The 14,744-nt window shown below is 68.2% G+C and carries 11 protein-coding genes and 1 tRNA gene; 5 read left to right on the forward strand and 7 right to left on the reverse strand.

What is annotated here, in order from left to right:
- Window positions 1-1,139 (reverse strand): molecular chaperone DnaK (gene dnaK, locus AB0M18_RS21215; protein WP_365760209.1); only part of this gene is annotated, 1,139 nt, incomplete at its 3' end.
- Between the two features lie 228 nt (window positions 1,140-1,367).
- Between dnaK and AB0M18_RS21220 the strand changes: the two genes are divergently transcribed.
- From AB0M18_RS21220 to AB0M18_RS21230, 3 genes are all read left to right on the forward strand, one after another.
- Complete coding sequence (locus AB0M18_RS21220; protein WP_365760211.1) at window positions 1,368-1,886, forward strand: sugar transferase; 519 nt, start codon at window positions 1,368-1,370, stop codon at window positions 1,884-1,886.
- A 120-nt stretch (window positions 1,887-2,006) separates the two neighbouring features.
- Window positions 2,007-4,262, forward strand: coding sequence for a (Fe-S)-binding protein (locus tag AB0M18_RS21225; protein WP_365760213.1), 2,256 nt, complete (start codon window positions 2,007-2,009; stop codon window positions 4,260-4,262).
- Window positions 4,263-4,443: 181 nt separating this feature from the next.
- Window positions 4,444-5,334, forward strand: coding sequence for a Yip1 family protein (locus AB0M18_RS21230; protein WP_365760216.1), 891 nt, complete (start codon window positions 4,444-4,446; stop codon window positions 5,332-5,334).
- Window positions 5,335-5,394: 60 nt separating this feature from the next.
- On the opposite strand, the gene AB0M18_RS21235 is transcribed toward AB0M18_RS21230, so the two are convergent.
- Both AB0M18_RS21235 and dcd read right to left on the reverse strand, forming a co-directional pair.
- Window positions 5,395-5,892 carry a phosphoribosyltransferase gene (locus tag AB0M18_RS21235; RefSeq protein WP_365760218.1) on the reverse strand — a complete coding sequence of 166 codons (498 nt, stop codon included), beginning with the start codon at window positions 5,890-5,892 and terminating at the stop codon, window positions 5,395-5,397.
- Between the two features lie 13 nt (window positions 5,893-5,905).
- Window positions 5,906-6,481 carry a dCTP deaminase gene (dcd, locus tag AB0M18_RS21240; RefSeq protein WP_365760220.1) on the reverse strand — a complete coding sequence of 192 codons (576 nt, stop codon included), beginning with the start codon at window positions 6,479-6,481 and terminating at the stop codon, window positions 5,906-5,908.
- Window positions 6,482-6,870: 389 nt separating this feature from the next.
- Between dcd and AB0M18_RS21245 the strand changes: the two genes are divergently transcribed.
- Window positions 6,871-6,941: transfer RNA gene (locus AB0M18_RS21245), tRNA-Gly, on the forward strand.
- Window positions 6,942-6,981: 40 nt separating this feature from the next.
- Here the strand turns inward: AB0M18_RS21245 and AB0M18_RS21250 are convergent.
- From AB0M18_RS21250 to AB0M18_RS21265, 4 genes are read right to left on the reverse strand one after another with little or no spacing between them, the layout of a single operon-like run.
- Window positions 6,982-7,416 carry a hypothetical protein gene (locus tag AB0M18_RS21250; protein ID WP_365760222.1) on the reverse strand — a complete coding sequence of 145 codons (435 nt, stop codon included), beginning with the start codon at window positions 7,414-7,416 and terminating at the stop codon, window positions 6,982-6,984.
- Window positions 7,413-11,945, reverse strand: a complete 4,533-nt coding sequence (locus AB0M18_RS21255) for a DUF6531 domain-containing protein (RefSeq protein WP_365760224.1) — start codon at window positions 11,943-11,945, stop codon at window positions 7,413-7,415. Before AB0M18_RS21255 ends, AB0M18_RS21250 begins: the two co-directional genes overlap by 4 nt.
- Window positions 11,942-12,490, reverse strand: coding sequence for a hypothetical protein (locus AB0M18_RS21260; RefSeq protein WP_365760227.1), 549 nt, complete (start codon window positions 12,488-12,490; stop codon window positions 11,942-11,944). The genes AB0M18_RS21255 and AB0M18_RS21260 overlap by 4 nt, the downstream gene beginning before the upstream one ends.
- Entirely contained in the window at window positions 12,450-12,827 is a 378-nt protein-coding gene (locus AB0M18_RS21265) for an SseB family protein (RefSeq protein ID WP_365760229.1), read from the reverse strand. Before AB0M18_RS21265 ends, AB0M18_RS21260 begins: the two co-directional genes overlap by 41 nt.
- A gap of 505 nt (window positions 12,828-13,332) precedes the next feature.
- Here AB0M18_RS21265 and AB0M18_RS21270 point away from each other — a divergent pair.
- Window positions 13,333-14,619, forward strand: coding sequence for an SMI1/KNR4 family protein (locus tag AB0M18_RS21270; RefSeq protein ID WP_365760231.1), 1,287 nt, complete (start codon window positions 13,333-13,335; stop codon window positions 14,617-14,619).
- Window positions 14,620-14,744 lie beyond the last annotated feature (125 nt).

The raw sequence follows: 14,744 nt of genomic DNA on the forward strand, positions 1-14,744 counted from the left end.
GTCATGATGCCGCCCTTGGTCTCGATGCCGAGGGACAGCGGGGTGACGTCGAGCAGCAGGACGTCCTTGACCTCGCCCTTGAGGACACCGGCCTGGAGGGTCGCGCCGATGGCGACGACCTCGTCCGGGTTCACACCCTTGTTGGCCTCCTTGCCGCCGGTCAGCTCCTTGACGAGCTCGGCGACGGCCGGCATACGGGTGGAGCCACCCACGAGAACGACGTGGTCGATCTCGGAGAGGTTGATGCCCGCGTCCTTGATGACGTTGTGGAACGGGGTCTTGCAGCGCTCGAGCAGGTCGGCGGTGAGCTGCTGGAACTGGGCGCGGGTGAGCTTCTCGTCCAGGTGCAGCGGGCCCTCGGCGGAGGCCGTGATGTAGGGCAGGTTGATCGAGGTCTCCGTGGAGGAGGACAGCTCGATCTTCGCCTTCTCGGCCGCCTCGCGCAGACGCTGGAGGGCCATCTTGTCCTTGGACAGGTCCACGCCGTGGCCGGACTGGAACTGCTTCACCAGGTAGTCGACGACACGCTGGTCCCAGTCGTCACCACCGAGGTGGTTGTCACCGTTGGTGGCCTTCACCTCGACGACGCCGTCGCCGATCTCCAGGAGGGACACGTCGAAGGTGCCGCCACCGAGGTCGAAGACGAGGATCGTCTGGTCGTCCTTGTCGAGGCCGTACGCCAGGGCGGCGGCGGTCGGCTCGTTGACGATGCGCAGGACGTTGAGGCCCGCGATCTCGCCGGCCTCCTTCGTCGCCTGACGCTCGGAGTCGTTGAAGTACGCCGGGACGGTGATGACCGCGTCGGTCACCTTCTCGCCCAGGTACGCCTCGGCGTCGCGCTTCAGCTTCTGGAGGATGAACGCCGACATCTGCTGCGGGTTGAAGTTCTTCCCGTCCAGCTCGATCTTCCAGTCGGTGCCCATGTGGCGCTTCACGGACCGGATGGTCCGGTCGACGTTGGTGACCGCCTGACGCTTGGCGACCTCGCCGACGAGCACCTCGCCGTTCTTCGCGAAGGCGACGACGGACGGCGTGGTCCTGGCGCCCTCGGCGTTGGTGATGACGGTGGGCTCGCCGCCTTCCAGAACGCTGACGACGGAGTTAGTCGTGCCCAGGTCGATGCCGACCGCACGTGCCATTTCAATTCCTCCAGCTGACTGACTTGAGTGGAACTGACTCAAGGATGCATGAGGGTCGGGCGCGAGTCAACAGACCTGAGCGGAGGCGACTCAACTCTTCGTCACGCGAGCCGCTCAATGGGCGCCTCGCCCGTGCGTCGCTCCCAGGCCCGGCGAGACGAAGATGAGAGAGTCCGGGGGGACGGAGTCAGGACATGTCCCATGATTCTCGCCGGAAGGTGTGGGCGCATGACGGTGAAACGCGCGGTCGACCTCATGGGCGGACTCGCCCTGCTGATCCTGTTCGCCCCGCTGATCGCCGCCGTCGCCCTCCTGATCATCGCCGGTACGGGCACGGGCGCGGGCACAGCGGGCGCGCTGCGCCGCCGCCCGGTCGGCGGCCTCGGTGGCCGGACCTTCACGATGCTGACCTTCCGCACCAAGAGCCCGCTGGCCGCGCTGCCGCTGCTGCTGCACGTCGTACGGGGACAGATGTCGCTGGTCGGCCCGTGCCCGCTGGCGCCCGGCCACCGCGAGTCCACCGGCGACGGGCGGCGCCGGCTCTCCGTACGACCGGGGATGACCGGGTTGTGGCAGATCAGCGGGCGTTCGGAGCTGCCGTGGGAGGAGCGCGAGCTGCTCGACCTCCACTACGTGGACCACCACTGGCTGGGGATGGATCTGGCGATCCTGGCGCGTACGCTTCCAGCAGTCCGTAAACGTCGCGCGGCCGCGCGGACGCCACTCGCACCGGCAAGGGTTGCCTGAGCGACACAGATCACCGTGAGCTCCGCTACAGTGCGGCGGCGCGAACGGGTAATCTCGGCACGGACTAAATAAGTTACCGCTTAGTAGGCCCGTCGCAGAGGCCCGCTCGAGGAGCCCGTCATGCAACTCGCCGCGATCATCGTGTCGCTGACCCTGACCGTGGTCGGCGTTGCACTGCTCGCTCGCGCCATCGGTCAGTTCGTCCGCTACTTCAAGCTCGGCCAGCCCGTCCCGGCCGGCACCCGGACCGACAACCCCTACCAGCGCAGCGTGACGCTGGTCCGGGAGTTCCTCGGCCACACCCGGATGAACCGCTGGGGCATCATCGGCTTCGCCCACTGGTTCGTCGCCGTGGGCTTCCTGACCCTGCCGCCGACCCTCGCGCAGGCCTTCGGCCAGCTCTTCCAGGCCGACTGGACGCTGCCCATCGTCGGCGGCTTCCTGCCGTTCGAGCTCTACATCGAGTTCATCGGCGTCATGACGATCCTCGGCATCGCCGCACTGATCGTGATCCGCCTGCTCAGCCTGCCGGGCCGGGCCGGACGCAAGTCCCGCTTCGCCGGCTCCAAGGCCGGCCAGGCCTACTTCGTCGAGTACGTCATCCTCACCATCGGCCTCGCGATCTACGTGCTGCGCGGTCTCGAGGGCGCGATCCACCACGTGGAGCACTACGAGGCCGCGTACTTCGCCTCGTACCCCCTCGTCCTGGCCTTCAAGGGCCTGAGCGTCGCCACCCTCCAGAACCTGATCTACTTCACGGCCATGGTGAAGATCAGCACCTCGTTCATCTGGATGATCGTGGTGTCGCTCAACACCAACATGGGTGTCGCCTGGCACCGCTTCCTCGCCTTCCCGAACATCTGGTTCAAGCGGAACGCGACCGGTGAGACCGCGCTCGGCGCGCTCCAGCCGATGACGTCGGGCGGCCAGCCGATCGACTTCGAGGACCCGGGCGAGGACGACGTCTACGGCGTCTCCCAGGTCGAGCAGTTCTCCTGGAAGGGCATCCTCGACTTCTCCACCTGCACCGAGTGCGGCCGCTGCCAGTCGCAGTGCCCCGCCTGGAACACCGGCAAGCCGCTCTCCCCGAAGCTCCTGATCATGTCGCTGCGCGACCACGCGCACGCCAAGGCGCCGTACCTGCTCGCGGGTGGCGGCAAGACCATGGAGGGCGAGGAGAAGGCCTCCGAGGAGCAGCTGAAGGACGTCCCGGCGGCCGCCCTGGCCGAGGCCGAGCGCCCGCTGATCGGCACCGCCGAGGAGAACGGCGTCATCGACCCGGACGTCCTGTGGTCCTGCACCACCTGCGGCGCCTGCGTCGAGCAGTGCCCGGTCGACATCGAGCACATCGACCACATCGTCGACATGCGCCGCTACCAGGTCATGATCGAGTCCGCCTTCCCCAGCGAGGCCGGCACGATGCTGAAGAACCTGGAGAAGAAGGGCAACCCCTGGGGTCTCGCCAAGAAGCAGCGCGTCGAGTGGACCAAGGAGGTCGACTTCGAGGTCCCGATCGTCGGCAAGGACGTCGAGGACCTCACCGAGGTCGACTACCTCTACTGGGTCGGCTGCGCCGGCGCCCTGGAGGACCGCGCCAAGAAGACCACCAAGGCCTTCGCGGAGCTGCTGCACATCGCGGGCGTCAAGTTCGCGATCATGGGCGGCGAGGAGAAGTGCACCGGTGACTCGCCGCGCCGCCTCGGCAACGAGCCGCTGTTCCAGCAGCTGGGCCAGGAGAACGTCGCGATGCTGAACATGGCGTTCGGCGAGGACGACGAGGACGAGTCGACGAAGAAGCCGAAGTCGGCGAAGAAGATCGTCTCGACCTGCCCGCACTGCTTCAACACCATCGCCAACGAGTACCCGCAGCTCGGCGGCGAGTACGAGGTCATCCACCACACCCAGCTGCTCCAGCACCTCATCGACGAGGGCAAGCTGATCCCGGTGACCCCGGTCGAGGGCCTCATCACCTACCACGACCCGTGCTACCTGGGCCGCCACAACAAGGTCTACACGCCGCCGCGCGAGATCATGTCGGCCGTCCCCGGCCTGCGCCAGCAGGAGATGCACCGCCACAAGGAGCGCGGCTTCTGCTGCGGCGCCGGTGGTGCCCGGATGTGGATGGAGGAGCGGATCGGCAAGCGCATCAACAACGAGCGCGTCGACGAGGCGCTGTCCCTCAACCCCGACATCGTCTCGACCGCCTGCCCGTTCTGCCTGGTCATGCTCACGGACTCCGTGAACGGCAAGAAGAACGACGGCAAGGCGAAGGAGTCCGTCCAGGTCGTCGACGTCGCGCAGCTGCTGCTCGACTCGGTGAAGACCCCGGCGGAGCCTGAGGCCGAGGAGGCCGCGCCGGAGCCGGCGGAGGCGTAGGGCCGTAAGGGCCATGTGACGGAGGGCCGTCCCGCGCGATGCGGGGCGGCCCTCCGCCGTATGCCACGCCTCCTCCCCCCGCCCCCCGTAACCCCCTCCGGATCCCCTAGGGGATGTCACAGCTCTGCCGCACAATCCCCGGAATGCGCGAGCCCACAGCCGGAGCGGGTACGTTCTTGACGTGGCTGGATTCAGGAACGGACGCGGCCGGGCCAACAACCCCCCGCAGCAACAACCGCAGCAGCAGGCGCCGTACGGGTACAACGCGCCCCCGCCGGGCTACCCGCAACAACAGCGCCCGCAGCAGCAGCACCAGTACCCGCAGCAACAGCAGTGGGGGCAGCGGCCGGGCGGCGGCCAGGCGGCGCACGGCGAGCCGGAGTACTTCGGCGACCCCTACGCCCCGCAGCAGCACCCGCAGCAGAACTACGCGGCCAACAACCCGGGCCACACCCAGGCGTTCAGCATCCACGACGACCCGTACGGCGCGGGCGCCCCGTACGAGGCCGCCCCCGCCCCCGTACCCACGGGCCCGCGGCTGCCCTGGAAGGCGCTGCTCGGCGGCATCGTGCTGCGTCCGGCCGACACCTTCCTGCGGATGCGGGACCACGCGGTGTGGGGCCCGGCGCTGGTCGTCACGTTCCTCTACGGCCTGCTGGCGCTGTTCGGCTTCGACCAGGCCCGCGAGGACGCGATCAACGCGACGCTGTCGACGGCCGTCCCGTACGTCCTGCTGACCGGCGTCGGCTTCGTCGTCGGCGGCCTGGTCCTCGGCGCCGTCACCCACACCCTGGCCCGCCAGCTGGGCGGCGACGGCACCTGGCAGCCCACGGTCGGCCTGTCCATGCTGATCATGTCGATCACGGACGCGCCGCGCCTGGTCTTCGCCCTCTTCCTGGGCGGCGAGAACGGCCTGGTCCAGGTCGTCGGCTGGCTGACCTGGCTGGCGGCCGGCGCCCTGCTCACGGTCATGGTGAGCCGCTCGCACGACCTGCCGTGGCCGAAGGCCCTGGGGGCGTCGGCGATCCAGCTGGTGGCGCTGCTGAGCCTGATCAAGCTGGGCACCCTGTAAGGACCGCGAAACGGAGAATGCCCCCACCGCACTGCGGTGGGGGCATTCGTCTCGCCGGGCTCAGGCGTCGAGAACCTGGCCTTCACGCTTGACGACGGGCGGTTCGACCGACCAGGGGAAGTTGATCCACTCGTCGGTCTTCTTCCACACGTACTCGCACTTCACGAGGGAGTGCGACTTCTCGTAGATGACGGCGGAGCGGACCTCGGCGACGTGGTCGACGCAGAAGTCGTGCACGAGCTTGAGGGTCTTGCCGGTGTCGGCGACGTCGTCGGCGATCAGGACCTTCTTGTCGGAGAAGTCGATCGCGTTGGGTACGGGGGCCAGCATGACCGGCATTTCCAGAGTCGTCCCGACCCCGGTGTAGAACTCCACGTTCACGAGGTGGATGTTCTTGCAGTCGAGGGCGTAGGCGAGGCCGCCGGCGACGAAGACGCCGCCGCGGGCGATGGAGAGCACGATGTCGGGCTCGTAACCGTCGTCGGCGATGGTCTGGGCGAGCTCGCGGATCGCCCGCCCGAAGCCCTCGTAGGTCAGGTTCTCGCGTACTTCAGTCATGCGTGCTACCGCCTCACACCTGGGTCCGATGGAAGTTCATGTACGAGCGGGAGGCGGTCGGCCCCCGCTGGCCCTGGTACCGGGAGCCGTAGCGCTCGCTCCCGTACGGGAACTCGGCCGGCGAGCTGAGCCGGAACATGCACAGCTGGCCGATCTTCATGCCCGGCCAGAGCTTGATCGGCAGGGTCGCGAGGTTGGACAGCTCCAGGGTCACGTGCCCGGAGAAGCCGGGGTCGATGAACCCGGCCGTGGAGTGCGTGACCAGGCCGAGCCGCCCGAGGGAGCTCTTCCCTTCCAGCCGGGAGGCGATGTCGTCCGGCAGGGTGATGACCTCGTAGGTCGACGCGAGCACGAACTCGCCCGGGTGCAGGATGAACGCCTCGTCACCCTCCGGCTCGACCTTCCGCGTCAGGTCGAGCTGCTCGACTGCGGGGTCGATGTGGGGGTAGCGGTGGTTCTCGAACACCCGGAAGAAGCGGTCAAGCCGCACGTCGATGCTCGAGGGCTGCACCATGGATTCGTCGTACGGGTCGATGCGCACCCGTCCGGCGTCGATCTCGGCCCGGATGTCCTTGTCTGAGAGAAGCACGCCCCCACGATACGCAGAGGGCGCGGACCTCCCCAATCGGGACCGTCCGCGCCCGCCCAGGTCAGCGCCGCTCAAGCTCCACCGGCACGGCATGCCGCAACCGCGCACACCGTGGACACCGAATCAGCCGCCCCGGCCCGATCCGCCCGGCACCGAGGTGCGCGAGCGGGAACGAAGCGGTACTGAACACGTGCCCCTCGGCACAACGGACGACGGTGCGCTCCATCGAACCCATCAAGTCCCTTCCCCGACAAGTGGTGGACGAGACAGCCACATTAGGGGATCACCACCCCTCCTCCCCGGAGGGCACTCCGCAGAAGCGCGCTTCGCCTCGGGGTGCGGGATGGGGTACAGTGTGCAACGATGCCGCATCGATCATGGCGGCGTTTGCGGATGTAGTTTAATGGTAGAACATGAGCTTCCCAAGCTTATAGCGCGGGTTCGATTCCCGTCATCCGCTCGTGAACGAAGGCCCAGGTCAGCGACCTGGGCCTTCTCCGTTACCGTTCCGGAAGAGTCGGCGTTCGCGGATCGTCGATATCGACTGTGATCTCGAACCCTGCGGTCGAGCTGAAAGTAGCGGTGTTGCCGGACAGCTGAATTCGATCGAACGGATTGGATTCAGTGAAGAACATCGCCCAGATCAGCGCACGGTCGGCGGTCAGACGTGCGATGAATCCCTCCGAACCGTACGAACCCTCTCCGCCCCACAAAAACCCCTTCTCTCCCAGGTCCACTGCGGCAAGCCCATCGACCGAAGACACCCAGGAAGGATCGGCTTCCAGCATCTCATCGAGCTCGAACGGGGAGAGCAGCGCGAAGCCACTCGGCACGGTGGAGTCGAGGGCGACATCGTAGGAGTGCCCGTCGGCGTAGTGGAGTGCATCCTTGATGGGAAGCTCGAAATCTTCCCACAGGTGTTCGATCGTGGTCATTTCTTGTTCTTACACTTCCCGTTGCGCACGTGCTGTGGCCTCTCCTGGAGTCCGGTCGGGGGAACCGGCTCACCCAGTTCATTTCTGTTCCGCGCGGAATTCATGCGCCTTTGGAATTGCTGTGCCCAGGTCCGTCCGGTCGTCGAATCAGGGTGAACCGCGTTCGGGTCGACACGCTCGATGATGACCGGCCTCCCCACTTCGCGTGCCGCATCCAGCCTTCGGTTGTCGTACGACACCAGCTGTCCGTCCACTTCCATGACCTTCAACGCCGTACCGGGGCGTCGCCAGTCCCACTCCCCGGAGCGCATCTTCTCCACGTAGTCGTTCGGGGACACGGTGCGCTGGGAGAAGTTGATGTCTTCCGGATTGGCCCATTCCGGCTCACCGGCGAGCCCCAGGTGGTCGGCCCAGCTGTGGGGGTTACGAACATACGTCGTCGCGTTGGGCGCTGGAACCAACCCAAGCGGGTCCGGTGTGGTGTAGCGGGCGGTTTCCGGGTCGTAGTGCCGGAAGTAGTTGTAGTGGAGGCCGGTTTCCTCGTCCGCGTACTGGCCGGGGAAGCGAAGCGGGCAGTCCACCTCTCCATCCGCGGCGGGAAGGGGGGTGCCCCAGAGGGTGGTGCGGGACTGCCAGGCAAGAGTGCCGTCGGACGTGACCAGTTCGACGGGCGTTCCGACCAGGTCGGTCACGATCGCGAGGAAGCGGGAGTCGAACTCGGACTGGGGGGTGGTGTCGGCGAGGCCGAGGAGCGAGTTGCCGGCCGCGGGTTCCGCCTCGGTCGCCCGGCGTGTGGACTGGGATATCGGGCGGTGAGTGCCGGGCGCGAAGTCCCAGGTCGTCGCCGTGCCCTCCAGGTCGATCTGCTCAGCCAGGCAGGTGCCGTCCCATGTGAAGGTGAGAGCGGTTCCGTCCGGAGCCGTTTTGGAGATGCGGCGGCCCAGGGGGTCGTAGGCGTAGGTCCACTCCCCGCCGTCGGGGGTGGTGGCTTTGGTGAGCCGATTCTCCGCGCTCCATGTGTACGTCCAGGTGCGGGTCTGGCCGTTGAGGAGCCTGCGGGTCTTGCGGATCAGCCGACCAGCGGCGTCGTGCTCGTAGGTGGTACGGCCCGCCCGGCGGATGACGGCGCCCTCATAGCTCCGTTCTCCCGCCGCGGGGTGGTGCGGCGCGTCGGCGTGAGTCTGGTTGCCCGTCCGGTCGTACGCGTACTTCTCGCTCCAGCCGTGTGCCTGGACGCCCGTCACCCGGCCCATGGGGTCCAGGGTGAAGCGCCGTGTTCCGGTGGTCAGTTCACGGATCTCCGTGAGGTAGCCGTCGGGGCGGTACGCGTAGATGCGCTGCTGGAGTATCCGGGCGGATTCGGTCTGGTCGCGGGTGGTGAGGGTCTGGTTGGTGAGGCGGTCGCCGTTGTCCCAGGCTTGGGTGAGGGAGGTGTCGGCGCCGATGCGGCGTTCGGTCTCGCGGCCAGCGGCGTCATAGGCGAAGTCAAGGGTCGCGTCGCCCCTCCTCAGTGCGGTGGGACGGCCCGCGGGATCGTATGTCCACTCCGACCGCGCGCCGGAGGGGGTGGTGCGCCGGGTACGGCGGCCCATGGCGTCATACCGGTAGGCGCTGGTACCGCCGTTGACCGTCTCGGCGATGACGCGCCCGGCCGCGTCGTGTTCCCGGCTCAGTACCGCGTCCGCGTTGGCCGCGTGGAGCAGGGCGCCGCTCGCGTCGTAAGCGTAGGTCGTGACGTCACCGGTGGACTCGTCGTGCTGGGCGACCATGCGCCCGGCCAGGTCGAGAGTGAAGCGCAGCGTCTGACCCAGTGCGTTCGTCTGTGCCGTGAGACGGCCGGCCGGATCGCGTTCGTACGTGCGCGTGGCGCCGTCGAAGTCGGTTTCCGCGACCAGGTGGCCTGCCGCATCGTAGGTGTAGTGCCACTCCTTGCCCTGCGGGTTGGTGACTCTGATCAGGCGCAGCTCGGTGTCGTAGGCGAAGGCGTAGTGCGCGCCGTCGGGGTCGGTCCTCGTGGCGGGCTGGTCGTAGTGGGTGTACGTGTAGGTGGTGGTGTGCCCGGCCTCGTCGGTGTGGAGGACGAGATTCCCCTCGGTGTCCCACTGCCACTCCTCGCGGCCGCCGTCCGGCCCCTCGCGCCAGGCCGGCATGCCCTCGATCGTCCAGCCGTGGCGTGTGGTCCGGCCCAGGGCGTCGGTGACGGCGGTGACCTGGCCGTGCGGGCCCCGGCGCATCCTGACGGTGCGGCCCAGCGGATCCGTCGTCTCGACCGGAAGGCCCGCCGCGTCCGTGACGATGCGGGTGGTGTGCCCCAGCGGGTCCGTGACGGAGGTGAGGTGGCCCGAGCTGTTGTAGCCGTAGTGCGTGACGGCGCCGTTGGGGTCGGTGGTGGAGGTGTGGGAGCCGCGGTCGTCATAGGTGTGGCGCCACACCGCGCCGCCCGGCTCGCGCGTCTCCAACGGCAGGCCGCGGTCGTCGTAGACGGTCTCGGCCACCGTGCCGTCGGGCCGCTCGACCGCGATCAGCCGACCGTGGGCGTCGTAGCGGTAGCGTGTGGTGCGGCCCAGGGGGTCGGTGACCGCGACGGGATGCCGGTTGTTCTCGTCCCATTCCGTGCGGGTGGTGTTTCCCAGCGGATCCGTGTACGCGACGATCTTGTACGCCTCGTTGCAGACGTACACGCTTGTACGGCCCAGCGAGTCGGTGTAGCGGGAGGTGCGTGCGGCCGTGTCGTAGTGCATCCGGCCCGACAGGATGCCGTCCGGGCCGATGCCGCGCAGAACACGGCCCTGCGCGTCGTAGACATAGCCGTACGTCGTGCCGTTGCGGTCCGTCCATGACGTCACACGGTGGTCCGCGTCATACCGGTAGCGCAGCGGCTTTCCGGTCGAGTTGAAGACCTCGGCCAGGTTGCCGGCGGCATCGTAGGCGTAGGAGACGAGCGTGGTGCTGTGCTCGCGCTGCGCTCCGTGCAGGAGGCGCAGGGCGGTGACCCGCAGCAGTCGGGGGTCGGTGTCGACGGCGATGCGGTAGCCGCCGGAGTGTGCGATCTCCTTCGGCGCGCCCTGGGCGTCGTACGAGATGTCGATCCGGTCACCGTCGCCCGTCCGGTCGGTGATCGCCGTCAGGGCCAGCTCACGGCCGCTCACGGGTAGCGGGGTGAAGTGGAGTGTGCGATTGCGGTCCGGGATGACGATGCGGATGGCGCTGTCGGGGTTGCCGTCCCAGTGCAGCGGCCAACGGGGACCGGAGGTGGGGAGCGTCGCCGCACCCGGCGTCGGTACCGGATACGTCAGCAGCATGCCGTCGTCCGTGACGAAGACGACGCCCGCCCCGTCGATCTCCAGGCGCTGGTCGAGCGTGCCCGCCCAGGTGGGGCCGAACCACCCTCCGCACGGGTGCCCCGACACGTAGTGCCGATCCAGGACCAACGGCAGGGCGGCGGGCAGGGTGACGTCGACAGCGGACATCACCATCTCGCCGGTCGCGACGTCGATCGGATCGCCGGCCTCGGGTCGCTCCTCGTTGGGCGTGGTGTTCCTGTCCGGATCACTGTCCGTCCGCGCGCGAGCGCTGCCGTCCCGGCGCAGACCGTCCACCCGCCCGCGCAGACGCTGCGCGGCGTTCTTGGCCACGGAGGCCCCGCGCCTCACCGCACCGGTGCCGCCGCTGGCCAGGGCGAGGAGGAGTTCGGGGGTGAGCTGGCCGGCCGCGCGGGCCGGGTTTCGCTGCCATTCGTCCCAGTTGACGACGGCCTTGGCGAACTCCTTCGGGTGCTGGGCAGCGTAGGTGGCCCCGTCCACCATCCCCGCCAGGTGCAGACCGACGCCGTCGGGCCCGTCGTTGACGAGGTCGTCGATCCCGTCGTACCAGCCGCGCAGGGTGTCGCCCGCGCCGCCGAAGAAGTCGCCGAGCCCCTTCTCGAACTTGTCCCATCCCTTGCGGGGCGGGGGCTTGTCAGGAGCCTTCTCCGCCGCGGTGTCGAGTTGCCGCTTGGCCGCGTCGATGACGGTCTGCAGCTCGCTCTCCAGCTTGTCCAAGCGGTCGTAGCAGTCCTGCAGCGCGGCAAGGCCCGGATCGGTGTCCGGCGGCCGCTCCGGCAGCGGATCGTCTTTGCGGTCCAAGGCGGCGTTGTAGTCCGTGACGCGCTTCCAGTGGTTCTTGGAGGCCGCCCGTGCCTCGTCCGCGTCGTCGATGATCGGCCTGACGCGGGTGTGGACCGAGCGCAGCTTGTAGGCGTAGGAATCCAGCGCCTTCCCGGAGCTCTCGAAGTACTTCTGTGCGGACTCCAGTTCCTGGGGAAGCTTGTTGGTCGCGTCCTTGAACCCCTCCGCGCCGGCCCCGGTCCAGTCCATCAAGGACAGGTCGACCAGCTTGTCCATTCCGTCCTTGAACGCACCCGCGTAGGCGAGGAGCTTGAGGGCGAGCTCATCGACGTCCTCCGCATTGCCGTAAATGACGTCGCTGGGCTTGGCGTGGGGAGGTATGCGCTCGGCCCCGCCGCCCTCCATCGCATCGCGGCTCGTCATATGACCGGTCCCTTCCCGTTCGAACCGCCGTCGACCTCCCAGCCCCCGTCGACCCGCAGGCGGGGCCGCTGGGGCACGTCCTGATAACTGCCGGTGTCACCGTCGTCCAGCCACGGCTCCTGATAGATCTGAGGCGGCGGGTCGAACTTCGGCCTGGAGCCCTCCTGCCACGCCTTCATGCCTTCCTCGCCGAACGGCAGCTTGGCGATGTTGGCCGCGGTCGGCGAGAAGTCCTTGATGCGCAGAAGATCAGCCAGCACGTAGGCGGCGAGGACCTGCCGGAGCGTCTCCACCACCGTGTCCGTGTGCTCGGCCACCCGCCCCATGCCGAATCCCCACGCCGAGAGCATCTTCTGGGTCGGCGAGTAGATGTCGAAGTCGGCCGAGTTCGCGATCTGCGCGGACAACGCGCTCCACTCGCGCTTGATCTGGCGCGCGGCCTCCACGGACTCCTCCAGCGGAGTCAGCACCTTGCGCACCGAGGCTATCTCGATCTTGTAGCCCTCACCTGGGCTCAGGCCCGGCTGTCCCGCGTCCTCCGCCATCGTGCTCCCCCTGTTCAACCGTGATCTCAAGTGCCTTCGCGTCCAGCACGTACGTCCGTGGCCCCAGTGGATCCACCAGCGCGCGCACCCCCTCGGGCAGCAACTCGACCAGATCCGCGACGGTCGTGGACGCCCACCCGCAGGGCCCTGCGAACAACCCGAGCGCCGCGCAGGAGGTGAAGACCGGCACGACCGGGCCCTCTTCCGTCTCACAGACGAAGAAGCCGGGCTCGTCGGGACGTTGGAAGTACAGGCGCGAAGAGCGCAGCGCCTCCAGTCGATCGGCACGAGACATCGACGCGAGTCTCTCGTCGCGCAGCAGGTCACGCAGCGACATGTCTCCTCCTCGGTTTGCTCGCGCTATCACCCAGGAGAAGCTATCGCACAGGTGTGCCACATCCCTTGGTTTTGTTCGCGGTTGGCATCGATGACGGTGCCGGCGGCGACGTGTGGACAGGTCACGGATGACGGTACGAGCAGGACCGCAGGGCGGTGCAGAACGGCGCTCAACCTCTGGAACATGGCCTGCGCTGTCGACGACATAGTGGCGCTCGCGCGCGGCGGACCGCCGCCCCCCTCTCCCCCCAAGCGCCGATTCGTACGACGCATGCTTATGGCGCGGGTTCGATTCCCGTCATCCGCTCTTGCACGTAGGCCCAGGTCAGAGACCTGGGCCTACGTTGTTGTCCAGACCTCCAGGGACTCGCGCACCGTTCTCGTGGCGGTCAGGCTGCCGAGTGCCGACTGTCATTGGCTCCGCGTACGGTCTGCGCATGGTTGATCAGAGACCCCCCTTGTCATCGGTATACGGATTCGCGGCCTGGGTGCCCGTCCTTCGACTCATGCTGGGCGACGACGCGGAGCGGCGTGCCGCCCGGTCGGCCCGCGTGGCAGGACGCATCAGCCGGCACGGTTGGAGCCTCGCTCATCGGGGACCCATGTCGTCGACAGCGCAGGGTGCGGTGGAGGACATCCAGAGGGCACTCGCGCGCGGCGGAGTCGAAGAGGTCGCCTTCAGGGCGGAGGTCCGACCGGATGGAAGGACCACGCTCGGCCTGGTCTGGCCGAGCCCGGTCGTGGAACGCGCTGTCGGCTATCCGGACCTTGGAGTGCTCATCCTGGCCGATGGCCACCTTCCCGAGCCCTGGCTCCGCCGTCCCGACCCGGTGTCTGGGGCTGTGCCGGCACCGTCAGCGGATCTGGAGTTGCTGGAACGGACGCTCCGCGAACGGCTGCCGGATGCCGTCGGCGCGACGGAGGAGGAGATCGCTGCCGCCGAAGCACGCCTCGGTGTCGCGCTGTCCGAGGAGCTCAAGGTGCTCTACCGGGTGACACGGGTGGACTGGCGCGACGACTTCGAGGAGGCGGACCGCGCCTGTCATGCCGTCGGCTGCGAGCTCTCCGGCCTGGACGACCTGTACGCCGTCGACGGGGCGGTCCGTCACCCCGGCTGGGATGTGGGCGCGACGCATGCGGTCAGCACCGCACCCGATGCCGCGGTGCAGGGCCTGGCCGGCTCACCTGGCTGGATCGGCTTCGGAAGCAACGGCGGCGACGAGTTCGCGATCGACCTGACTCCCGGCCCGGGCGGACACTTCGGGCAGGTCATCCTGGTCGATCACGAACAGAGCCTCGGCGCTGAACTCGTGGCCGACTCCCTCACCGACTTCGTTCTGGGCCGCGTACGGGAAGAGCACCGTGACCGCCGCGGAGATCACCTTGCTGCCGCGGCCAAGGTCGGCACCGGATGCCTTGAGACGATCCAGGCCGCCGCCCATCCCGCCCTGGAAGTCCTGTCCATCGGCACCTGGGACGGCGCACCGTTCAGCCTCGCTCCTGTCGCCGGTCTGCCTCGCCTGCGCACCCTCACCGCCTTCCCCGGCACGCTGGCCGACCCTCTGGAGGTCACCGGGCTCCCCGCACTGGAGTTTCTGGAACTCGGCGCGCGGGAATGGCGCGCCCTCCTCGACGCCGGAGCCGTCCCGCGCACCCTGAAAGCCGCAGCCATCAAGGTGCGTGACCAGGACCACCTCCCCGTCGTGACCCTCGCCAACGAGATCCTGGCGCTCTGGGGCAGGCCCCAGATCGTACAAACCCTCATCGAGGGCGACCTTGGCCCGGCAGCCTGATGCACCGAACCCGAGGCAATCCGCAGGACCACCACTGCGCCCTGCCGCTCGCAGACGATGCGCCAGCCATTCTCCTCGGCCAGACCTGGTGCTTCGGCATGGCCCAGACCGGCTCCGCTTGCCTT

This window comes from Streptomyces sp. NPDC051909 (genome assembly GCF_040681095.1).
GTDB lineage: Bacteria > Actinomycetota > Actinomycetes > Streptomycetales > Streptomycetaceae > Streptomyces.

Bases quoted from the DNA above. Each gene is read 5' to 3' on its own strand.
- AB0M18_RS21220 (WP_365760211.1), top strand. From the start codon at position 1,368: ATGACGGTGAAACGCGCGGTCGACCTCATGGGCGGACTCGCCCTGCTG.
- AB0M18_RS21225 (WP_365760213.1), top strand. From the start codon at position 2,007: ATGCAACTCGCCGCGATCATCGTGTCGCTGACCCTGACCGTGGTCGGC.
- AB0M18_RS21235 (WP_365760218.1), bottom strand. From the start codon at position 5,892: ATGACTGAAGTACGCGAGAACCTGACCTACGAGGGCTTCGGGCGGGCG.
- AB0M18_RS21250 (WP_365760222.1), bottom strand. From the start codon at position 7,416: ATGACCACGATCGAACACCTGTGGGAAGATTTCGAGCTTCCCATCAAG.
- AB0M18_RS21255 (WP_365760224.1), bottom strand. From the start codon at position 11,945: ATGACGAGCCGCGATGCGATGGAGGGCGGCGGGGCCGAGCGCATACCT.
- AB0M18_RS21260 (WP_365760227.1), bottom strand. From the start codon at position 12,490: ATGGCGGAGGACGCGGGACAGCCGGGCCTGAGCCCAGGTGAGGGCTAC.
- AB0M18_RS21265 (WP_365760229.1), bottom strand. From the start codon at position 12,827: ATGTCGCTGCGTGACCTGCTGCGCGACGAGAGACTCGCGTCGATGTCT.
- AB0M18_RS21270 (WP_365760231.1), top strand. From the start codon at position 13,333: ATGCTGGGCGACGACGCGGAGCGGCGTGCCGCCCGGTCGGCCCGCGTG.